The 22898-nt window shown below is 49.8% G+C and carries 21 protein-coding genes and 1 pseudogene; 6 read left to right on the top strand and 16 right to left on the bottom strand.

Features of this window, described 5'->3' with window-relative positions; genetic code table 11:
* Positions 1–128: 128 nt before the first annotated feature.
* The 7 genes from pcoE to pcoA all read right to left on the bottom strand — a co-directional run bounded on the left by pcoE (position 129) and on the right by pcoA (position 6978).
* On the bottom strand, positions 129–563 hold the full coding sequence (gene pcoE, locus M989_RS15755; protein WP_004388336.1) for a copper resistance system metallochaperone PcoE: 435 nt from the start codon (positions 561–563) through the stop codon (positions 129–131).
* 215 nt (positions 564–778) lie between these two features.
* The gene (gene pcoS, locus M989_RS15750; RefSeq protein WP_006785898.1) at positions 779–2179 is read right to left on the bottom strand and encodes a copper resistance membrane spanning protein PcoS; all 1401 of its coding nucleotides are present in this window, start codon (positions 2177–2179) and stop codon (positions 779–781) included.
* Complete coding sequence (gene pcoR / locus M989_RS15745) at positions 2176–2856, bottom strand: copper response regulator transcription factor PcoR (protein WP_001188930.1); 681 nt, start codon at positions 2854–2856, stop codon at positions 2176–2178. The genes pcoS and pcoR overlap by 4 nt, the downstream gene beginning before the upstream one ends.
* 54 nt (positions 2857–2910) lie before the next feature.
* Complete coding sequence (gene pcoD, locus M989_RS15740) at positions 2911–3789, bottom strand: copper resistance inner membrane protein PcoD (protein WP_229692861.1); 879 nt, start codon at positions 3787–3789, stop codon at positions 2911–2913.
* Positions 3790–3844: 55 nt separating this feature from the next.
* Complete coding sequence (gene pcoC, locus M989_RS15735; protein ID WP_000025662.1) at positions 3845–4225, bottom strand: copper resistance system metallochaperone PcoC; 381 nt, start codon at positions 4223–4225, stop codon at positions 3845–3847.
* A 39-nt stretch (positions 4226–4264) separates the two neighbouring features.
* The gene (pcoB, locus tag M989_RS15730) at positions 4265–5155 is read right to left on the bottom strand and encodes a copper resistance outer membrane transporter PcoB (protein WP_006785895.1); all 891 of its coding nucleotides are present in this window, start codon (positions 5153–5155) and stop codon (positions 4265–4267) included.
* A gap of 5 nt (positions 5156–5160) precedes the next feature.
* Positions 5161–6978 carry a multicopper oxidase PcoA gene (gene pcoA, locus M989_RS15725; protein WP_000925242.1) on the bottom strand — a complete coding sequence of 606 codons (1818 nt, stop codon included), beginning with the start codon at positions 6976–6978 and terminating at the stop codon, positions 5161–5163.
* A gap of 233 nt (positions 6979–7211) precedes the next feature.
* Between pcoA and M989_RS15720 the strand changes: the two genes are divergently transcribed.
* Positions 7212–7661, top strand: a complete 450-nt coding sequence (locus tag M989_RS15720; RefSeq protein WP_001023257.1) for a copper resistance protein — start codon at positions 7212–7214, stop codon at positions 7659–7661.
* A 288-nt stretch (positions 7662–7949) separates the two neighbouring features.
* Positions 7950–8687: a peptidoglycan DD-metalloendopeptidase family protein gene (locus M989_RS15715; protein ID WP_004118669.1), complete on the top strand. Its 738-nt coding sequence runs from the start codon at positions 7950–7952 to the stop codon at positions 8685–8687.
* Positions 8688–8720: 33 nt separating this feature from the next.
* Here the strand turns inward: M989_RS15715 and M989_RS15710 are convergent, their stop codons facing one another.
* The 7 genes from M989_RS15710 to silC all read right to left on the bottom strand — a co-directional run bounded on the left by M989_RS15710 (position 8721) and on the right by silC (position 18385).
* Positions 8721–8918, bottom strand: coding sequence for a DUF2933 domain-containing protein (locus tag M989_RS15710; protein ID WP_000843497.1), 198 nt, complete (start codon positions 8916–8918; stop codon positions 8721–8723).
* Between the two features lie 40 nt (positions 8919–8958).
* Positions 8959–11430 carry an Ag(+)-translocating P-type ATPase SilP gene (silP, locus tag M989_RS15705; protein ID WP_129244003.1) on the bottom strand — a complete coding sequence of 824 codons (2472 nt, stop codon included), beginning with the start codon at positions 11428–11430 and terminating at the stop codon, positions 8959–8961.
* A gap of 97 nt (positions 11431–11527) precedes the next feature.
* Positions 11528–11968 carry a DUF411 domain-containing protein gene (locus M989_RS15700; RefSeq protein WP_002436620.1) on the bottom strand — a complete coding sequence of 147 codons (441 nt, stop codon included), beginning with the start codon at positions 11966–11968 and terminating at the stop codon, positions 11528–11530.
* 86 nt (positions 11969–12054) lie between these two features.
* Positions 12055–15201 carry a Cu(+)/Ag(+) efflux RND transporter permease subunit SilA gene (silA, locus tag M989_RS15695; RefSeq protein ID WP_000574021.1) on the bottom strand — a complete coding sequence of 1049 codons (3147 nt, stop codon included), beginning with the start codon at positions 15199–15201 and terminating at the stop codon, positions 12055–12057.
* Positions 15202–15211: 10 nt separating this feature from the next.
* Positions 15212–16504, bottom strand: coding sequence for a Cu(+)/Ag(+) efflux RND transporter periplasmic adaptor subunit SilB (gene silB, locus M989_RS15690; protein WP_001485328.1), 1293 nt, complete (start codon positions 16502–16504; stop codon positions 15212–15214).
* A 113-nt stretch (positions 16505–16617) separates the two neighbouring features.
* Positions 16618–16971 carry a cation efflux system protein CusF gene (gene cusF / locus M989_RS15685; RefSeq protein WP_001246153.1) on the bottom strand — a complete coding sequence of 118 codons (354 nt, stop codon included), beginning with the start codon at positions 16969–16971 and terminating at the stop codon, positions 16618–16620.
* Between the two features lie 28 nt (positions 16972–16999).
* Complete coding sequence (gene silC / locus M989_RS15680) at positions 17000–18385, bottom strand: Cu(+)/Ag(+) efflux RND transporter outer membrane channel SilC (protein WP_000475503.1); 1386 nt, start codon at positions 18383–18385, stop codon at positions 17000–17002.
* 189 nt (positions 18386–18574) lie between these two features.
* On the opposite strand from silC, the gene silR reads away from it, so the two are divergent.
* The 4 genes from silR (at position 18575) to copM (ending at position 21903) form a co-directional block, all read left to right on the top strand.
* Complete coding sequence (gene silR, locus M989_RS15675) at positions 18575–19255, top strand: copper/silver response regulator transcription factor SilR (RefSeq protein WP_000697968.1); 681 nt, start codon at positions 18575–18577, stop codon at positions 19253–19255.
* Complete coding sequence (gene silS / locus M989_RS15670; protein ID WP_000555738.1) at positions 19248–20723, top strand: copper/silver sensor histidine kinase SilS; 1476 nt, start codon at positions 19248–19250, stop codon at positions 20721–20723. Before silR ends, silS begins: the two co-directional genes overlap by 8 nt.
* Positions 20724–20972: 249 nt before the next feature.
* The gene (gene silE / locus M989_RS15665; RefSeq protein ID WP_006785880.1) at positions 20973–21404 is read left to right on the top strand and encodes a silver-binding protein SilE; all 432 of its coding nucleotides are present in this window, start codon (positions 20973–20975) and stop codon (positions 21402–21404) included.
* A gap of 148 nt (positions 21405–21552) precedes the next feature.
* Positions 21553–21903 (top strand): CopM family metallochaperone, encoded by a 351-nt coding sequence (gene copM, locus M989_RS15660; protein WP_006785879.1) that lies wholly within the window; start codon positions 21553–21555, stop codon positions 21901–21903.
* A 166-nt stretch (positions 21904–22069) separates the two neighbouring features.
* Here the strand turns inward: copM and M989_RS15655 are convergent.
* Positions 22070–22753: pseudogene (locus M989_RS15655) on the bottom strand (TOPRIM nucleotidyl transferase/hydrolase domain-containing protein); the annotation flags it as partial.
* A 12-nt stretch (positions 22754–22765) separates the two neighbouring features.
* A partial coding sequence (locus tag M989_RS15650; RefSeq protein ID WP_139154801.1) for an IS3 family transposase occupies positions 22766–22898 on the bottom strand: 133 nt, incomplete at its 5' end.

Genomic DNA, 22898 nt, shown 5'->3' with positions numbered 1-22898 from the left:
GTTGGTCAGATGAATGCCATTCCCTTGACAGTTGAAAATTTATGAGAGAGTTAAAAAAACGCTCCCGGACGGGAGCGTAAGCCAGTGACTTCGGCGTCAAATGAGGGTCTAACAAGTGGAGCTGCGGGTTAATTCTGGGTGATCTGGCTGCGATGCTTTTCAGCCTGCTGCTGATGAATAACGGAAGATTGACCATTATTCGCCTTCTCATGCACAACAGCGGCTTTCTCATGCTCGTTCATTTCGGAAAATGATTTTGCTGTTTCGTTAGAAGCTGCTGGCTTGGATTTCATCATTTTTTTATGCATTTCAGCCATGTCCTGATGGGCAGCAGAATTGCCGTTTTGCATCATTTCATGGGACATTGCGGCCTGATCGTGACCGCTCATATCCATCATTTTCATGCTCTCCCCCTGAACTGCACTTTTTTCAGCGGATGATTGCATCTGATGGGCAGGCGCCTGGGCATTATTTACCTGGTCATGCATGTTCATTGTCTCTGCAGCCCAGGCAGATGAAGCGACAGCCATCATGGCAATAAAGGATACAAGGATCTTTTTCATGGTTGGGTCTCCGGTGTTTTCATACCCGAACAATCAATGCTTATAACAGAGAAAGCATTTGATCTCAGGGCTGGTTGATCATCATGCTAGGAACCGGGCGATTGAATTATCACGCTGTCCTGATTTATGGCTGATTATAAAAAACCGCCTCTGTTTATCGCGTGACTGAACGATGACATTTTTGTCACCTTCCGGGTTTCTCCTGAATAACGGTATTAATCCATTAACAGACGCACACTGAACACAATTTCCCGCCCCTGCTGTTCTGCTGACAGCTCGCCGCCGTGAGCATGAATGATCGACCTTGTAATTGATAATCCCAGCCCCGCGCCTTCCGTGTTGTAGAACCTTGATGAGTCTGCGCGATAGAACCGGTCAAACAAACGTTCCAGATTAGCGGGAACCTGGCCGGATATCGTATTCGTAATCATCACGTTCACACAGTCACTGTCACGCTCAAGGTGTATCGCTGTACAGGTGTTATCGGGAGAATACTTGATTGCATTGGAAAGCAGGTTACTGAAAGCACGTCGGAGCATATCGCTGTCTCCGGCAACAACGCCCTCTCCTTCAACCGTGATTGTCTTTCCTGTTTCGTCTGCCAGGGGCTCGAACAACTCACGTAATTCATTCAGTTCGGCTGCCAGATCCACATCATGTTTATCCAGCCGCAGCAGACCATGCTCTGAACGTGCCAGAAAAAGCATGTCACTGGTCATTCGTGACAACCTTTTCAGTTCTTCCAGGTTAGCGAATAAAATTTCGCGGTAATGCGAAACATCCCTTTCCTTAGCCAGTGCAAACTGCGTCTGCATCATCAGATTACTGACTGGTGTGCGCAGCTCATGCGCGATGTCAGACGAGAAATCTGACAGTTTCCGGAATGCCCCCTCCAGGCGATCAAACATATTATTGAACTCCTGCATGGTCTCAGAGATTTCCGGCGGAGCCAGATCGGGATTTAGACGCTGATCCAGGCTGTGTACGGTCATGGAGGAAGCCAGACTGGTCATTTCCCGTAGCGGTTTCAGACCAATACGTGTGGTCAGCCAGCCCAGAAAAACAGAAATAAAGACCAGACCGATATTGAACCAGAACAGCCAGGTACTGAGTTTGTCCATAAACAGGGTGTGATACCCAGTATCCGTGGCAACCGTAATGATGACATGTTTGCTTTTACCCTGTTCCGGCGTCACGGCAACCCGCCGCGAGATACTGCGGTACACGGTGTTATTTTCTTCCGTCTGGATCATATAGTCGAGAATATCACCCGACTTATTAAGCAGGACCGCTGGAACAACAGAATTTTTGGCATAGAGTTCAACAATTTTTTCATTTTCCATGTTTTTTATAGAAATGAATAAGCCATTGTGCCCCACCATCGCATCGTTTATTTTTTCTGATAATGACTTAATATCCGTTTTGTTCCTGAACGTCTCTGTTTTAAGAAACTCTTCGGTGAGCTGAAGTTTACCTGTCAGAAAATCGCGGTCCTGATTATCGAAATAGCCATTAAGGGTGCTAATCAGGATAAAACTTGATAACCACCATACCGTAAGCATCACCGCAGAAAAAATCAGGCTCAGGCGTGTGGTCAGGGAAATTTTGAACCTCACTCTTCTCTGATCTCCAGGACATATCCGGCACCGCGAACGGTATGGATCAGTTTTGGCTCAAAGTCATCATCAATTTTACTTCTCAGACGTCTCACGGCGACATCAATCACATTCGTATCACTGTCAAAATTCATGTTCCAGACCAGGGACGAGATAAGACTCCTGGGTAACACTTCTCCGGTGCGTTGCAGCAGCAACTCAAGCAGAACGTATTCTTTACCGGTGAGATGGATCTTCTTCCCCGAACGGATCACGGTCCGGCGCACCATATCAACGGTCATATCGGCGATGGTGCAGACTGTTGCGGCCTGCGAGCGTGCCCGGCGCAGTAGGGTTCTTACACGTGCAACCAGCTCCGTAAAATCAAAGGGCTTAATCAGGTAGTCATCTGCGCCAAGCTCCAGTCCTTTCACTTTGTCCCGCACGTTGTCCTTTGCGGTTAAAAACAGGACCGGTTCTTCGTGCCCGGACTCCCTCAGTGCGCTGATGATTTGCCACCCGTCGAGGAAAGGCAGCATCACGTCCAGTATTATCAAATCATACTGTCCCTTCGACGCGGCCCCGAGACCATCGCGGCCATTATTAAAGAGATCGGCCTGATAGCCTTCCTCAACCAGTCCCTGCTGCAGGTAACGACCTGTTTTTTGTTCGTCTTCAACGATTAAAATACGCTGCATGGTCAACTCGCTGATATGAAAGTAAAAATCTCACGCATGAGCTTTGGCTGTCCCCTAGCTGACCTGAGACGGAGCAAGCATTCCGAGCCACGCTACGGCGCCCAGAATGATAATCGCAACAACGAATTCTGTCAGGATGCTGTTTCGCATCAGGGCAACGCTGCGATCATAATTCCCTTCCCTGACCATAACTTCAAGCCGGGGACCCAGGTGAAACCGGTTTGCTGCAGCCAGAAGAAGCATCAGAACAAACAGAGCCGTCTTGGCAAGCAATATCCTCCCCCAGGAACTGTTGAATAAGGGAGTTAAGTTACCCTCAGCAATATACAGATAGTTGACCAGCGCACTCAGGATCAGGGCTACAACAATCACCGTTCCTGCCGTGGCAAATTTTGCCAGGGAGTCAGATATCACAATGACGCTCTGTGCATTATGCTCGTTTCTGCGCATCAGCAGGATAGCAAATGCAACCAGAGCACCTGTCCAGGCACCTGCAGCGCCGAGATGGGTCAGATCGCTCAGTAAATGGAGATAGTAATGCAGACCGTCATGCATAACGGCGTGTCCTCCCCAGGCAAGTGTAGCCAGCGCCACGCCCCCACTCATCGTCATCAGCAGGCAGGACAATACTCTCTTATTAGTGTAAAGGAACAAAGCACCGAGTGTGGTAAACAGGGCACAGAGCCTGACAATCCAGCTAATACCCACATCAGTTTCTTCTATCACCATCTCGATAACATGGATGGATAATTCTCTGAGGTCAGTTACTCCACTCATGGCATTAGATACCAGGAGCATATTAATGCCAGTAAGAATGATGCCTGTAACAACAGCAAAGGTTATAAACGACCTGAAATTAGTCAGGTTATAGGTTTCATGTCTGACACCGCTTATTCCATATATCTGAAAAAATGGCAATCCAAATATTACCATCAAATCCAGATAAAGAAGAAAACGAATAACAATCATAATCAGGTCGTTCATAATATTACTTCACTGTAAAGGTGTAATTACCGGTAATAGGGTGCGTATCTGAAGAAACCGCGCGCCAGTCAACACGATAAGTGCCAGCGGGTAAAGGCTCTCGCGGAATAATGACCATCGATTTAGGGTCAGCGCCTGGCGCCACTTTTGCCGCGACCGGCATCGGAGAATGTGATGACATGCCTTTCATACCCGTCATCGTTAATTTTGCACCTGAGAATTTCACGGTCAGATTTTCCGAGAAATTAAGCTGAATCTTTTCCGGGGCCGCTACGGCTGAATCAGCCTGTGGCACAGAGCTTTTTAATTCCGGATGGGCCATAGCAGAGAAAGCAACGCCCATAACGAGGCCACCTGTAAGAATGGCTTTATTTAAAATCGACATTTTATTTACCTGTTTAGTTGAGTGTTTTATATCAGTGCGTTAAAACCAGATTCTGGCTCCCGCCAGGAATACTACCTGATGGTCTTTCTCACCTTCTCTTTTCGCCATATCGGATGTTTTCCCGTAAAGTTGATTCCAGGAAACGCCTATATAGGGTGCAAACTCACGGCGTATTTCATAGCGCAGCCGGAGCCCCAGCTCTGTGTCAGTCAGTCCCCTGCCGCGACCCCGCGATTCATCATCCTGACTGTAGAAATTCACCTCATAGGATGGCTGGAGTATGAGCCGGTTAGTCAGTAAAACGTCGTATTCTCCTCCCAGACGAAGGGCTGCTTTTCCGCCATTACTGACAAAACCCGAAATTTCAGACTCAAAATTATAGAGTGCCAGCCCCTGAAAACCGACAGCAGCCCAGGTCCGGGCAGAAGCAGGTCTGAAATCCTGCCTGACACCCGCAACCAAATCCCACCATGGGCCAACCGCATGTCCCCAGAGTAACTGCGCTTCAGCCGCCTCCGTTTCCCCATTGCTTCGTTCACCTTCACTCTTTAGCCAAATCCGATCTGTGTCGCCTCCAATCCAGCTGTTAACACTCCAGCTGAAATTGTTGGTGTTATCCGACCGTTGCCATTCCAGTTGATCCAGCAGAACCAGATAATTAATCGCACTGTCGTGAATCGCATGCCCCTGTAAATTGCCGAATGCAGCCTTCCGGTCGGCATCGGTAACAGGCGGAATTGGCGTTCTGCTCTCAGTTACAATGGGCTCCATTGACGTCATCTCAGTGAAATTCTCATCTGCTGGCATCTGCATGGCAGACATGTCGTGCCCGGCGTGGGGATCTGCAGAGACGGAGCCCGCCGCAATAGAAAGCTGTGAGGTAAACAAACCGGCGACCAGAACAGGTATGGCCTTCAAATTTCTCTTCATTCGCATCATTCCTCCACCCGGACTTCACGAAACATTCCCATTTCCATGTGATAGAGCAAATGGCAGTGATACGCCCAGCGGCCAAGCGCATCTGCTGTCACTCTGTAACTGCGTTTTGTACCAGGGGGAACATCTATTGTGTGTTTACGAACCATGAAATTACCGTTTTCATCTTCCAGATCGCTCCACATACCATGCAGGTGAATGGGGTGAGTCATCATGGTATCGTTGATCAGCGTGATCCTGAGCCGCTCACCGTATTTCAGCAGCACCGGTGCGGCATCTGAAAACTTGATTCCGTTAAATGACCAGGCAAACTTTTCCATGTGGCCGGTTAAATGCAGTTCTATGGTACGGCCAGGTTCACGTCCGTCAGGATCCTCAAAGCGGCTTTTCAAATCCGCGTACGTGAGAACCTTTCTTCCGTTATTTCGAAGACCAATACCCGGATCATTTAATTTCGGAGAGACGCTCATCGCCTGCATATCAACCAGTGGGTTATCCGTTTCTGACGCAGGATGACTTTGCATACCCGGCATTCCGGCCATCCGGGAATGATCCATACCGGCCATGCTGCTGTGATCCATGGGCGCGGAGGATGTCCCGCTATCCGGAAGGTCAGCACCGTCCATAGACATCATCTCTCCGCTGTTATCCATGCCTCCCATCTGGCTGTGGTCCATTCCTGCCATATCATGTCCCATTCCCCCCATACCCATGTCTTCCATGGTCAACAGAGGACGGGGATCGAGGGGGGGAACGGCAGCACTTAACCCCTCTCTCGTGGCCAGTGTCCCTCGAGCGTAACCGGTCCTGTCCATGGATTGTGCGAAGATGGTATAGGCCTCACCCTGAGGCTCCACAATGACATCATAGGTTTCGGCAACGGCAATCCTGAATTCGTCAACGGTAACCGGGTTTACATACTGGCCATCTGCAGCCACGACCGTCATTTTCAGCCCGGGGATACGGATATCGAAATAGGTCATTGCCGAGCCGTTGATAAACCGTAAGCGTATCTTTTCACCGGGACGGAACAGTCCGGTCCAGTTTTTCAGCGGGGCCTGCCCGTTCATGAGATAGGTGTAGGTGTAGCCACTGACATCCGCGAGGTCAGTCGGATTCATTTTCATTTCAGCCCACATTTTCCGATCGGCAATGGTGGCTGACAGCCCCCTGGTATTCACGTCGCGGAAAAAAGAGCCAACGGTTGGTTTATTGAAATTGTAGTAATCCGACTGTTTTTTTAATTTTTTCAGCAGGCTGTGAGGATTTTCATCGGTCCAGTCAGACAACATGACCACATGCTCACGATCGTAAGCAAACGGTTCTGGCTCCCTGGCATCGATGATAATGGCACCGTATACCCCCTCCTGTTCCTGCAGACCGGAATGGCTGTGGTACCAGTAAGTCCCGTTCTGCTTAACCTTAAAGGTGTAAACGTAGGTATCATCAGGCTCTATGCCCATAAAACTCAGCCCCGGAACACCATCCATATTGGCCGGAAGAATAATGCCGTGCCAGTGAATGGACGTCTGTTCATTAAGACGGTTTTTGACCTTCAGGGTAATGGTGTCACCTTCTTTCCAGCGAAGAACGGGCCCCGGCAGGCCTCCATTGATTGTTTTGGCCTGACGCTCACTGCCCGTGATATTGACGGCCGTTTCACCAATGGTCAGGTCAAACTGAGTACCCTGCAGGGATGCGGCAACTGGCAGGCTCAGACTGGAACGCGCATTGAAACTCCATACGCCAAGACTTCCGGCTACGCCAGAGAGGGTTAACCCCTTCAGGAAAGTTCGTCGAGACGTTTTCAACAGCATGCGCATTCCCTTATTTAAAGTATGGTTACTGACAGAATTCGAGAACCGATATAAATTAAATTACTGGTTCATCCACTACAATGAAATGAATCTAGCACACCTTAAGAAACAAATTCATTACAATCGTGTAATGTACATAGCTGTATTACATTTACGTCATCTTCCCCACAGGTTGATTATTTTTATATATGATCATAAGGACATCTTTTATGTACCTCAGAAGGTAATTACACATGAATATATTAATCACGACCACTGCGTTTACAGCTTTATTTTGTGGGGCAGCTTTTGCTCAGTCCAGTGATATTGCCCATGAAGCACATCGATTTGTTAATAATGCCTCAGCCGTCAGTCATGTGAATTCCTCGACGCATGAAAACTTACCGGACAGGGTTAATAAAAACAACACGCCCTCATTCTCTGAAATGAATGAACATGAAAGGGCCATTGTTGCTCATTCATTTATGAACAACAGCGCGTCCTATGCGCATCAGAAAATGATTGAGGAACATAAAAAAATGCTGTCCGGCAGTGATGCAAATTCAAAGACCTCGTCTTCTTCTTTTAACGAACTGAATGCCGGAGAAAAAGCCGCTCTCGTGCATGAGCAGGTCAATAATGCCGGTGCGGAAGCACATCAGACGCAGGCAAGAAAGCTTCGCGGGCTGTATTCGACCAGGTAACTGCAGGCGGGTTAGTGCTTAGCGTCAGGTGCGCAGCAGGGCTTTACTGACGGGTTACGTAGCAGGACATGAGCCCCATATTGCTCTGCCGTAACCTGTTTCAGTCCCGTTAATCATCACCGTCGGGCTGGTCATACAGTTCCCAGAGCTTCAGGAGCAAACGGGAAACAAGATATGTTACAAAAATGACGACCATCAACGGTGCTCCCGATTAACTGACAGATGACACGCCTCCTGAAAACCCCTAGCATACGCCGCAGTGTTCATGCTAACGGCGAATTCCAGTAAATGTATTCTACCGATGTCGTAAAAGAAAATGCCTACCTTTCAGCCACCCGCTCGGGGCTGGAATCGAACGAGATCGCTACTCTTCAGCGCTCCTTGCCTTCCCGGTTTAATCTGCGGCATTTGAAAAAAAATGAATCATTAAAACTCGTACTGCAAAAGAAAGCGGGAAAATCACGTGTCGTGGCCTATAAATTTACGTCCGGTTCATTTAATTACACGGCGTATCGTATATCAGATAAAAAGTTCTATAACCTTTCCGATACTTCCGGGAAAGGCAGTCTCGATTATCCGTTACCGGCCACAGCAAGACTCAGTTCGCCTTTCAATCCTGCAAGACTTAACCCGGTATCGGGAAAAGTGAGTCCCCATAATGGCATTGATTATTCCATGCCCATGAACACGAAAATAGTCAGCGTCATCGACGGAAAAATCACCCGGGCCGAATACAACAGTACCATGGGATATTTTGTTGAAGTAACGGGAAAAGCCGGTGTTAAAACTCGCTATCTCCACCTCAATAAAATACTCGTTACTAAAGGGGCCAGGGTTACCCGGGGAGACGCTATTGCGTTATCCGGTAACAGCGGACGTTCATCCGGTCCTCATCTGCATTACGAGCTGGTCATCAATAACAATCCTGTTAACTCACTGGCGTTCCGGGCAGCGGCACCCGCTGATAACAAACTTGAACAGCATGCCTTTGCGCATGCCAGAGACTACGAACGATACCTGGACTGATAACGGGGCCGCGACGCGGCCCCGTCTGCCGGATTAATTTTTTTTATCGTTTTCACTTCCTTGATGTTGATGATCTCCATGCCCTCCGTGGCCGTGGAAAAGATGCATTAGCGGGCAGACCAGCAATAACAGATATGGCCAGTAACCTGCCACATGTGACCAGTGTTCGCGCAGGAGGGCAAATGCCGCGATCGCGGCGACAGCAATAAGCGCATAGGTGGTACTTTTCATACTGGACTCCTTCTGTTCGTAACAGCCCCTTCACTCAGTGTTATTTCCCGAGCCTGACACTTTTCAGACGCAACGCATTCACAATGACGCTGACGGAGGAAAGAGCCATGGCCGCCGCCGCAATAACTGGCGACAGCAGTATTCCATACACAGGATAAAGCAGACCTGCAGCCACAGGCACGCCAAGTGCGTTGTAGATAAATGCAAAAAACAGATTCTGTCGGATATTTTTCATGGTGATTTCTGACAGATGACGGGCCCTGTTCAGTATCATCAAGTCGCCTTTGAGAAGGGTGACTCCGGCACTTTCAATTGCCACATCTGTACCCGTTCCCATGGCTATACCCACGTCAGCCGCTGCCAGCGCCGGGGCATCATTCACACCGTCTCCGGCCATCGCAACCACATGGCCAGACGCTTTCAGTCGGGTTATCACTGCTTTTTTGCCATCCGGCAGAATCCCGGCTTCAACCTCATCTATTCCCAGTTTCCGTGCGACTGCTTCAGCGGTAAGCTGGTTATCCCCGGTGAGCATAACGATGCGGATCCCCGCCTGACGCAAAGCTTTAAGCGCATCCGGCGTGGTTGCTTTCACGGGATCCGAGATAGCTATCAGGCCTGCAAGGTGCCCGTCTGTGGCCACATAGATAACGGTAGCGCCTTCCATCCGCAACGTATCCGCAACGGCCTTTTGATTATCAATAACGATACTGTTTTCCTGCATAGCCAGTTCATTACCAATAACAACCCGTTGACCTTCGACATCGCCTGAGACACCTTTACCCGACGGCGCATTGAAATGAGTGACTGCGGGTATTGCGATCCCCTTTTCCTGTGCTGCTTTAACTACTGCCATACCCAGCGGATGCTGCGAGCCTTTTTCCACTGCGGCCGTTACACGCAAAAGAGATGTTTCCCCACCCGGATTGAGACTGATAATCCCTGTCACCGTCGGCGAACCTTCCGTGAGCGTGCCTGTTTTGTCGACAACCAGCGTGTCCACTTTTTCAAGACGCTCAAGGGCTTCGGCATTCTTGATTAACACCCCGGCCTGGGCTCCTTTGCCCACCCCCACCATTATCGACATCGGCGTGGCCAGCCCCAGCGCGCAGGGACAGGCAATAATCAGGACCGACACAGCCGCAATGAGACCGTGCGCCATCCTGGGCTCGGGCCCCCAGACAGACCAGATCATGAAAGCAACAACCGCGATAAGTATCACCAGAGGAACAAACCAGCCTGAAACGCTGTCAGCCATTCTCTGGATGGGGGCCCGCGAACGCTGTGCATCAGCGACCATCTGAACAATTCGTGAGAGCATCGTTTCATCACCGACTTTCTCTGCACGGATGATAAGACTACCTGTCTGATTAATGGTCCCCCCGATGACAGGGTCACCCTCCGTTTTGGTAACAGGCATAGATTCCCCGGTCACCATCGATTCATCAACGGTTGTTTTGCCTTCGACCACGATACCGTCGACCGGAATACTCTCTCCAGGTCTGATGCGGAGCTTATCGCCAGGCAGGACATCTTCCGCATTAATATCCGTTTCATGACCGTCTTGATCCAGCCGCCTGGCGGTTTTGGGGGCAAGGTTAAGAAGCGCAGTAATGGCACCTGAGGTTTGTTCCCTTGCCCGCAATTCAAGGACCTGTCCCAGCAGAACAAGCACCGTAATAACAGCTGCGGCTTCAAAATAAATGGCCACCAGGCCATCCATGTTTCTGAACGATGCAGGAAACCAGGAGGGGAAGACGGTTGCAATGACGCTGTAAACCCAGGCTACGCCGGTCCCCATTGCAACAAGGGTAAACATATTCAGGGAGCGGTTACGTAACGACATTCCGGCCCGGGCGAAGAATGGCCAGCCACACCACAAAACGACAGGAGAGGCCAGAAGTAACTGCAGCCATGTGTTGTACTGTGGCGGTACTGTATTCCTCAAAGCGGGAAACAGATGAGAACCCATTTCGAGTATCAGAACCGGAAACGCCAGCAACAACCCCAGCCAGAAGCGTCTTGTCATGTCGCGAAGTTCATCACTCGTCCCCGTGGATGCCGTAGCTACGAGCGGCTCCAGTGCCATTCCACAGACAGGACAGCTTCCGGGACCACTACGGCGTATCTCCGGATGCATCGGACATGTCCACACACCTTCAGAAATCTCTTTCTCCGCCTGGCGGTGAGACTGTTTTATCTTATCAGGGCTGACTTCATGGTGGTCGTGGTGATGGTGATGTTCACTGGCATCTTCGGTAAAATAATGATCGGGATGGGCTTTAAATTTGCTCTCACAGCTGGCGGAGCAGAAATAAAGCTGATGGTCCTGGTATCGAATGCTGCTGTGCGCCTTGTCAGGCAGGATGACCATCCCGCACACGGGATCTCTCACCTTATGCAATGCGTGACTCTCGTCCGGGGATGATGTCTGCTCAGAAGCAGTCTGGTTGTTATGTTCCACTGCATTGTCATTTTTCACAGTAACTCTCCTTATGCATATCTGAAGCATTTTCTGTCTTCAGGATATGTCATGGATGCGATTACCACGAATGCCGCCGGCATAAGAGTGCCTGCTGCCGGCGTCCCGTTATCAGCCGTTCCGCTGACTATTCGATTCGCTGGAAGACTTTTTTACTGCCCTCCGGTGAGAATGCGATAACATCGTAAGCCTCTTTTCGGGCCCCCATCTCCATTCCCGGACTTCCTGCTGGCATACCGGGGGTGGCGAGACCGTATATACCCGAACCAGACTGCATGGCCTTATGTATCGTTGCCGCAGGCACATGGCCTTCAATGATCAAATTACCTACAACCGCGGTATGACAACTTCGTAGTCCAGCAGGAACAGCATGCTTTTCTTTCAGGGCTGACAGCGCCTGATCATTCATGACGTGAGTTCGCACTTCGAACCCGTCTTTTTCCATCGCTTTGCCCCACAGGGAACAACAGCCACAGTTTTCAGATTTGTACATATCAATGACTTTTTCACTCGCCATTGCAGGCAGTGACAGGCCGAGAGCCAGGGCCATTAGAACCACTTTTTTCATACTCACCTCTGTATATTATCGATATAAACCCTGACGTCAGGGTGAATCAGTGCAGAAGGACGCCCACTGGGGGCGCCCTTTCAGGGTTATGACACGCTTTTTTTATGTCTGCGCAGCCAGATTAATTTGTAGGCGGCAGGAATAATGAACAGGGACAGCAGCGGAGCCGTGATCATCCCACCAATCATTGGCGCAGCAATACGGCTCATGACTTCTGAACCTGCGCCGGTTCCCCAGAGTATTGGCAGCAGACCCGCAATGATCACCGCCACGGTCATGGCTTTCGGCCGGACACGCAGTACGGCACCATGATAGAGGGCTTCATCAAGACCTTCCGGTGTGAACGTCTCTTTACGGGACAATTCCGGGTGCGCTTCAATGGCATGACGCAGATACATCAGCATGACCACGCCAAACTCTGCTGCCACCCCGGCCAGGGCGATAAACCCGGTTCCGGTCGCCACTGACATATGGAAGCCCTGCCAGTACAGGAACCATATTCCGCCAACCAGGGCGAACGGCAGGCTCATCAGGATCAGCAGGGCTTCGTCAACCCGGCGGAATGCCAGATACAACAGGATGAAAATGATCATCACCGTCATCGGCACCATCAGCTTCAGTTTCTTGTTGGCATGCTCAAGCAGTTCAAACTGTCCGGAGAATGCCACACTGGTTCCCGGTCTCAGTTTCACTTTCTCGCTGATGGCCGTCTTAATGTCGTTAACCACCGACACCATGTCCCTGCCGCGGGCATCAACATAAATCCAGCTGGCTGGCCGGGCATTTTCGGTTTTCAGCATGGTTGGTCCAGAAACGACGTTAATATCCGCGACATCGCCCAGCGTGATCTGCTGCTTCATCGGGGTCAGGATCGGCATCTGTTTCAGCGCCTGCGGACTGTTCCGGTAATCCTGCGGGTAGCGAATGTTAATAGGGTACCGGGCCACCCCTTCAACCGTCTCACCCACCATAGCACCTCCGATTGCTGAAGAGACGAACAGCTGGACATCACCTACCGTCATCCCGTAGCGGGAGGCTTTCTCCCGGTTGATATCGATATCGATGTAGCGCCCGCCCTCAAGTCGCTCAGCCAGGACAGACACCACGCCAGGCACGGTTTTGGCTACCGCCTCGATACTCTGCGCCGTCGCGTCGATATCGGACAGAACAGTCCCGGACACTTTGATACCTATCGGGCTTTTGATCCCGGTTGAGAGCATATCAATACGGTTACGGATAGGCGGCACCCAGAGGTTTGCCAGACCCGGTAAACGGACTGTCCTGTCGAGTTCATCAATAATCTTGTCAATTGTCATGCCGGGACGCCACTGATCCTCAGGTTTGAGCTGGATCGTGGTTTCCACCATTTCGAGCGGCGCGGAATCCGTTGCGGTCTCTGCTTTACCGGTCTTGCCAAATACAGAAGCCACTTCAGGAACGCTTTTGATTAACTTGTCTGTTGTCTGCAGGAGCGCTGCAGCTTCTGCCGGAGAGACGCCAGGCAAGGTCGACGGCATATACAGCAGATCGCCCTCGTTAATCTTCGGCAGAAATTCACCGCCCACCTGACTCAGTGGCCAGATAACCGTGAAAATGGACAAGGCCGCAACCAGCAGGGTTGTTTTTGGCCAGTGGAGGACCCGCAGCAGCAAAGGATGATACGCTTTGATCAGCACCCGGTTCAGGGGGTTACTTGTCTCGGCAGGAATTTTCCCCCGGATCCAGAATCCCATCAGAATAGGAATGACGATGATGGCCAGTGCGGCCGCTCCCGCCATGGAGTACGTTTTCGTGAATGCCAGCGGGCCAAACAGACGACCTTCCTGCCCTTCCAGGGTAAAGATAGGAATAAAGGACAGGGTGATGATCAGCAGGCTAATGAACAACGCGGGTCCCACTTCCACGGAGGCGTCGGTAATCACCTTCCAGCGGGTGGCGTTGTCAATCTGCTCACCCGGATGCTGATGATCCCACTCCTCAAGCCGTTTGTGCGCATTTTCAATCATCACAATGGCGGCATCCACCATCGCACCGACGGCAATCGCTATCCCTCCCAGCGACATGATATTGGCGTTCAGTCCCTGGAAGTGCATGACGATAAAGGCGATACACAGGCCAAGCGGCAGAGAGATAATCGCCACCAGGGCAGAACGTACGTGCCACAGGAACAGAGCACAGACGATGGCCACCACGATAAACTCTTCCAGAAGTTTGGAACTGAGGTTATCAATCGCCCGGTCGATTAACTGGCTGCGATCGTAGGTGGTCACGATTTCAACGCCTTCCGGCAGGCTGGCCTTCAGCGTCTCCAGTTTATCCCTCACTGCCGTGATAACGTCGCGCGCATTTTTACCCGACCGCAGGATCACCACGCCGCCAGCGACTTCTCCCTGGCCGTTCAGCTCGGCAATACCACGCCTCATTTCGGGCCCGGTCTGCACGCGGGCAACATCCCGCAGATAAACCGGCACGCCGTTCTCACCTGTTTTCAGGACGATGTTATTAAAATCATCAATGCTCTGAAGATAACCGCTGGCACGGACCATATACTCCGCTTCGGCCATTTCAACGGATGAGCCACCGGCCTCCTGGTTAGACGATTCAAGTGCCTGTTTCACTTCGGGCAGGCTGATACCGTACTGGGACAGTTTTACCGGATTGACCTGAATCTGGTACTGTTTCACCACGCCGCCAACCGAAGCGACCTCAGCCACGTTCGGGATGGTTTTCAGCTCAAATTTCAGGAACCAGTCCTGCAGAGAGCGCAGTTCTGAAAGGTCGTGTTTTCCGTTGCGATCGACAAGGGCATATTCAAATATCCAGCCCACTCCCGTGGCGTCCGGGCCGATTTCAGAGCTCACACCCGCAGGCAGTTTGCCCTGAACCTGATTCAGGTATTCCAGCACGCGCGAACGGGCCCAGTACAGATCGGTGCCGTCTTCAAAAATGACATACACATACGAATCACCGAACTGTGAAAAGCCACGCACGGTTTTTGCGCCAGGTACGGACAGCATGGTGGTGGTAAGCGGATAGGTGACCTGGTTTTCTACAATCTGCGGGGCCTGTCCGGGATAGCTGGTTTTAATAATGACCTGCACATCTGACAGGTCAGGCAGCGCATCGACCGGCGTGTTAATTATCGTCCATGTGCCCCAGATGCTGAGAAACAGTGCGCCCATCATGACCAGGAAACGGTTGGCGACAGAGCGCCGGATAATCCATTCAATCATCGTCGTCTCCTCAGTGCCCTGAATGCATATTTACAGGCTGCTCAGACATTGCTGGCATACTGTTTTCTGTTTTTTCAGGGTGGCGCATACGTTCCAGCGCGCCCGTAATATTGGCTTCGGAGTCAATGAGGAACAGGCCACTGACCACCACGGTATCGCCTTCATTCAGGCCGGAGCCAATGCCGGACTGTTGCTGTGATTCATGCAGAACGTGGATCTGTTTCGGCACAAACTTGCCTTCATCATCAACAGTAATCACGCGCTGTTCTTTGCCGGTATCGATAACGGCCTGGCTTGGTATCAGCAGCATCTCCTGGCTCTTGGTATTCAGTTTCAGATAGGCATTCATGCCCGGCTTGAGAAACTCATCCTTATTAGAAACCTGGAGACGGACCTGAAGCGTACGGGTTGTCTGATCCACGCTGGGAAGAATGTTCCATTTTTCGACATGGAATGTTTTATCCGGATAAGCCGGTACCGAAATTTCAAACTGCGACGTATCTTTCAGCAGATATGCGATAGATTCTGGCACTGCAGCGCTGATCCAGACCGGGTCCATCCCCTGAATCTGAGCCACTACTTTATCTTTCGAAATATTCATTCCGGTGCGCAGGTCAAACGCAGTAATGACACCATCAATAGGTGCTTTAATGGTAAAACGGGTCTGGATTGTGCGGGTTGAACGCAGCCTTTGAATATCCTCTTCCGGCATACCAGCTAGACGAAGTCGCTCCAGAACCCCTTTTATCTGGGTTGACGTACCGCCTGTACCGGATAACAGCAGGAACTCACTTTGTGCCTCAACCCATTCAGGAATGGTGATATCGATAAGCGGAGTGCCTTTCTTCACATGATCGCCAATCGTCAGGGGATACACTTTTTCGACGAAACCGTCAGAGCGCGCCTGCACAATGACAAACTGATACTCGTTGTAACTGACATTAGCCGGGATTGTCTGAGAATAATTCAGCATTCCTCGCGTGACTTTTTGCGTTTTTAATCCCAGATTCTGAACCTGCGTTGGATCGATACGGATCCCGCCACTGCTTTTATCGCCGCTTTCATCAGCATATTTTGGCACCAGGTCCATATCCATAAAGGGAGATTTTCCGGGTTTATCAAATTTGGTATCCGGTTTCATCGGGTCATACCAGAAAAGTACCTTTCGCTCCGGTGCCTTTTGTTCGGTTTGTACTGTTTTTTGTGATGAGTTTACATACTGCCAGGCAGTAACCGATATCAGCCCTCCTGCTATGAGGCTGCTGATAATTATTGCAGCATATTTTATCTTTAAAGAAGCCATACAATTTCTCGCTGAAAAATCAAAACACCTGGCATATGCGCCCGATCATTCATTCACAGTAATCCCTTAATGAATGTTCAGGCGCACTGGATGTATTCGCTCCGGACTGATAATCAGGATTGCGTAACGTTAATGCTTTTGAGTAAGGAGATATTGCCCTGCTGAATAAACGAGAAATCGACATGGTTGCCGGTTTTCAGGGCATTGATAGCGTCGTCTGCATTAACAAAAGTGAAGCGCATGGTCATTGCAGGCCAGCCCACAGCAGGGATTGCTTCGTGCGAAATGGTAATCTTTTTACTATTCATATCAATGTCTTTAACGACACCGGTGCCCTTGATAACCTGCTGTACCGAAGCATCACTGGCAGCATTCATATCGCCATGCTGATGTGTTTCAGCATGAAGACCGGCAGAAAACATGACAGAGAAGGCACCAAATAAAACGGCTTTAAGTGAATTACGCATTTTTAATTTCCTGATTAATTAAATAAATTTACTCTACCCAACCGCCACCCAGCGCGGTAAACAGATTAATTTCGTTAACCTGTCGGGAATAGGTAAGATCGAGAATGGTTTGCTGCGTAGCGAAGAGGGAACGTTCTGCATCCAGCACTTCGATGTAACTGACAGCACCACTTGCATATAATCCTCTGGCACGCTGGAGAGTTATCTGAAGTGAATCAAGATAACGCTGCTGTGACTCAAGTTGCTGGCTAAGGCTGTCGCGCAGCGCAAGCGTGTCGGAAACATCCTTAAAGGCTGACTGAATTTTTTGTTCGTAATTAACCACCGATTGTTGCTGGCGAATTTCAGCCAGCTTCAGATTGGCTTTATTCCTGCCAGCATTAAAAATAGGAATTTCAATTTTAGGGATAAAATTCCACATTCCACTTCCTGACGTAAACAGGCTTGACAGCTCCGTACTGCTTGCGGAAAGACCACTGGTCAGGGTAATGGAGGGGAAAAAGGCCGCTCGCGCTGCGCCAATATTGGCATCAGCCGCTTTCAGCTGATATTCCGCTTCCATAATATCCGGTCGCTGCAGCAAAATTTGTGAAGATAGATTTGGTGGCAATTTTACTGGTGCGATCTCCCCGCCTTTCATCCCTTTTTCTGACGGAAGTGCGCGGTACGTTCCCAGCACCAGTTGCAGGGCATTGTTTGCCTGAGCCAGATCGCCTTCTCGTTTGGCTATTTCGGCGCGGGTACTTTCGATTTGTCCTCTCGCCTGTTCAAGTGCCAGAACGTTCGTACTCCCGGTCACGAGCTGTTGCTCAACGAAAGCATAGGACTGTTCATAATTTTTCAGCGTTTCCCGCGCAATACGGAGTTGTTCGTACGCCAGTTGCTGGCTGAAATAGCTCTGTGAAACGTTGGAGACCAGCAGGATGTGTACGGCCCGACGGGCTTCTTCGCTGGCAAAGTAGTTCTGGCGGTCAGCATCACTCATGTTCTTAAGTTTGCCGAAAAAATCGAGCTCATAGCTGAGCTCCAGTCTCGCGTCGTACTCCTGTGTGGTCGGCTTGTCACCTTTCAGACCACCGCTGTATGTTATCCCGGATGAGGCATTCAGCTGGGGGTAACGATCTGCATCCGTGACGTTGAACTGGGCTCGGGCCTCTTCAACCTTCAGGGCAGCCATTCTCAAATCACGGTTATTAGTCAGAGCTTCACCGATCAACCGGGTAACCTGGGGATCGACAAAAAAGTTACGCCAGCCCGTATCCTGATAGCCATTTACCGCTGGCGTCAGGCTGTTATGGGACAGTGAAAACTGCTGGGGTACCGGTGCTGCGGGCCGCTGATATTCAGGCGCAAGCGACACGCAGCCTGCCAGGATGAATATCGTGCTAATGCTGAGTAATTTTAATTTGAACATAACGCTTCTCGTCCAGGCAGACCTGGTAAATGGTTCAAATGAAGTCCAGAGTATTGATAGGGGTACTTTACCTAACGCTCTCTGTTTGCCGAGTGACAGGATAATGACAATGTTGTCATTTTTGCTGTAATCCGTTGATAACGATCGTGGGCGCAATAGAATGACATTAGCAGCCAGCCGGGGAGCAAGATGAAAATATTGATCGTCGAAGACGAAATTAAAACAGGTGAATATCTCAGCAAAGGGCTTACAGAGGCAGGGTTCGTAGTGGATCACGCTGATAATGGTCTTACCGGATATCATCTCGCCATGACAGCCGAGTATGATTTAGTCATTCTGGATATCATGCTACCTGATGTGAACGGCTGGGATATCATCCGCATGCTGCGCACTGCCGGAAAGGGTATGCCGGTCTTACTGCTGACAGCCCTCGGCACGATCGAACATAGGGTCAAAGGACTGGAACTGGGTGCGGACGATTATCTGGTTAAACCCTTTGCGTTTGCCGAACTGCTCGCCCGGGTGAGAACCCTTCTGAGGCGGGGAAACACGATGATCACGGAAAGCCAGTTTAAGGTGGCTGACCTCTCGATTGATCTCGTATCCAGAAAAGTCAGTCGCGCCGGAAACCGCATTGTGCTCACCAGTAAAGAGTTCAGCCTGCTGGAATTCTTCATTCGCCATCAGGGAGAGGTTCTTCCCCGCTCCCTGATTGCCTCTCAGGTCTGGGACATGAATTTTGACAGCGACACTAATGCGATCGATGTCGCAGTAAAGCGACTCCGCGCTAAAATAGACAACGATTACGAGACAAAGCTGATCCAGACAGTCCGGGGCGTGGGCTACATGCTGGAGGTCCCGGATGCATAGCAAACCTTCCAGACGCCCTTTCTCACTCGCTCTGCGGCTGACCTTTTTTATCAGCCTGTCCACGATACTGGCTTTTATCGCCTTCACCTGGTTTATGCTGCATTCTGTTGAAAATCATTTTGCCGAGCAGGATGTCAGCGATCTTCAACAAATCAGCACCACACTGAACCGTATACTGCAGTCCCCGGTGGATCCGGATGATAAAAAAATAAGCAAAATAAAGGAATCAATTGCCAGCTACCGCAACGTTGCCCTTTTGCTCCTCAATCCCAGGGGTGAAGTGCTCTTTAGCTCAGCTCAGGGGGCGGCACTACGCCCGGCAGTGAATTCAGCAGATTTTAGCGAGCACAGCCGCGCACGGGATGTCTTTCTCTGGACGGTGGAGGATCCTGCGGGACCGATGGATACCGGGTCCGAAATGAAGATGGAAACATACAGGATTATCGCCTCCTCTGGTCAGGCGATATTTCAGGGCAAACAGCAGAACTATGTCATGCTGACTGGCCTATCCATTAATTTCCATCTCCATTACCTCGATGCGCTGAAAAAGAACCTGATTGCGATTGCCGTCGTGATAAGCCTGTTGATTGTTCTGATCATTCGAATCGCTGTCCGTCAGGGGCACCTGCCCCTTCGTAATGTCAGCAATGCCATTAAAAACATCACCTCCGAGAATCTTGATGCGCGACTGGAACCGACACGCGTTCCCATTGAGCTGGAGCAACTGGTTATCTCGTTCAATCATATGATTGGAAAGATTGAGGATGTCTTTACCCGCCAGGCCAATTTCTCTGCCGATATCGCGCATGAGATCAGAACGCCCATCACCAATCTGGTGACGCAGACTGAAATCGCACTGAGTCAGGATCGAACACAGAGGGAACTTGAGGATGTCCTCTATTCCAGTCTTGAAGAGTATAACCGGATGACCAAAATGGTCAGCGATATGCTGTTCCTGGCACAGGCAGATAATAATCAGCTGATACCTGACAGGGTCATGTTTGACCTCAGAGCGGAAGTCATGAAAGTCTTCGAGTTTTTCGAAGCCTGGGCCGAAGAACGCAATATCACGCTCAAATTTAACGGGATGCCCTGTCTGGTCGAGGGAGATCCACAAATGTTTAGAAGAGCGATCAATAATCTGTTATCCAATGCCCTGCGTTATACCCCTGAGGGACAGGCAATCACCGTCTCAATAAGAAAACAGGGGAGCTTTTTTGACCTTGTGATTGAAAATCCGGGGAAACCAATCCCTGAAGAGCATTTATCAAGGCTGTTTGACCGTTTTTATCGGGTGGATCCGTCCAGACAACGAAAAGGAGAAGGCAGCGGCATCGGTCTTGCGATTGTGAAGTCAATCGTGGAAGCACATCACGGAAGAGTGCATGTGGAATCGGATATACGCTCGACACGTTTTATTTTATCCGTACCCAGACTGGAGAAAATGATTCCGGATCCCCAACACTGAGAATAAAGATTTAAATGACAAAGATGTCATTAGCCTGTCATGCAGCAAACAGAAGCCATTCGATATAATTAGTGCAACTTATCAGGAAGGCTGGATTGCTTCATCAATACCCGGCGTCAGAGTACGCCAGGAATGAATATCCAGCCATCTCCCGGAGAAATAAGAACTGCCGAACCTGTTTAAGTTATGAAACTGAAAACACCGGTTGTACTTCCCCGGACATCATTAATTGAGAAATGGAGAGTTATCATGAAAAATATCGTATTAGCATCTTTGCTGGGCTTTGGTTTAATTTCTTCGGCCTGGGCCACTGAAACCGTGAATATCCATGAGCGCGTCAACAATGCACAGGCCCCTGCTCACCAGATGCAGTCTGCTGCGGCTCCTGTCGGGATCCAGGGGACTGCTCCCCGTATGACCGGTATGGACCAGCATGAACAGGCCATTATTGCTCATGAAACCATGACGAACGGATCGGCAGATGCGCACCAGAAAATGGTGGAAAGTCATCAGAAGATGATGGGAAATAACACAGTATCCACGACCGTCCCTTCAACGTCTTACGCGGCGATGGATGAGCATGAAAGAGCAGCGGTTGCCCATGAATTCATGAATAACGGTCAGTCCGGCCCACATCAGGCCATGGCCGAAGCGCACCGCCGCATGATCAATGTAGGCTGAATGCGACTGTAGTATCCGTGCTTTTTACCCTTTCCTTGATAGATTATTCCTTAACCGGATATGTTGTGACATTTTTGCCCCCATCAGGGGGCTTTTTTATATGACTCAGCTACAATTAACCGGTACCTACCTGAAAAGGATTTATTAAATGAAAATCAAAAACACCCTTTTTGTTATATTAATGTTATCCCTGCCAGCAATTTCTGCCGAACATTCGGAAATGAAAATGTCAGATATGCACTCATCGGCATCGTCACAGGAATATATGGCTGGCATGAAAGACATGCATGAAAAAATGATGGCCGCCGTTAATGAGCCCGATCCCGATAAGGCCTTTGCAAAAGGTATGATCGCACACCATGAAGGAGCAATAGCAATGGCTGAGACCGAGCTTAAATACGGAAAAGATCCCGAAATGAGAAAGCTTGCGCAGGACATCATTAAAGCTCAGAAAGGTGAAATCGAGCAGATGAATAAATGGCTTGGCAGTCAAAAATAAAGATTGCAAAAACGCCATGATAAGCGTAATTTTAAATCACTCCCGGGCACGGGATCCTGTTAAACGTTAAATAATTAAAACCCGATTAATTTCGGGTTTTTTATATTCTATACTCCGGTCCTTTGCTGTGGACCGGAATATATGCAGCTGCGATTATTTTAACACATTATCTCGTCATGGAAATAATGTCGCTCAGGATCTCAATCAGTTCAATTCTTTCCTGCGTTCCGTCATGATAGGTTGATCTTGAGATTATTCTTTCCGCTGTCATCTGGGGCCAGAATTTATCAAGCACATTATCGGGTTTCATTCCCACAGCCCGGCCGATTATTTTTTTAGCGTCACAGGTGTCCGTAAACGTGACTGCTACACCGGTAATTTCTTCGATCAGATCCGGGCAGAGATAGTTCTCTATTTCACGTTTGCGCGTGGCGAAGAATACCTTACCGGCTTCCTCCACTTCTTTTTTACGTTTCTGAATGGACAGAACCTGTGCAGGGTCTCCCCCAATATCGGAGTCCAGAAATACGCACCAGGGAAGCCCCAGATCGTTGGCCAGATTTAAGGTAACCCAGTGTTTGACGCTCCCGCATCCTCCTATGAGGACTGGCACAATTTTCACGTCCTCAAGAGAGGCTGGCAGCACACCTGATTGTTTAAATGAACTGGCCGCATGCCTCAGGAAAGTGACATCCGACTTTCCTTCTACCAGAACAATGCCTTTAGCCCTTTCCATACCAGTCTCTGGCAACACCCCCAGGCTTTCAGTTGCTTCCTTCAGCACATCGTCATCCGGCATTTTTACAACGGGTTCACCTGTCTCATTTCTGGTGACATAACGTACTGAATCGCCACGGATAATCTAGACACTTCCGAGCCGTTGATAATACTGTTTTTCATATTCTGTCGGTGACATCTGTTCGCTAGAACCATGCCGACGCTTACTGTTATAAAACATTTCGATGTAATCAAAAATATCACTGCGGGCTTCTTCT

Origin of the sequence: Kluyvera georgiana ATCC 51603 (assembly GCF_001654985.1) — a bacterium.
Taxonomy (GTDB): domain Bacteria; phylum Pseudomonadota; class Gammaproteobacteria; order Enterobacterales; family Enterobacteriaceae; genus Kluyvera; species Kluyvera georgiana.
This window is presented reverse-complemented; position numbering and strand designations above follow the sequence as displayed.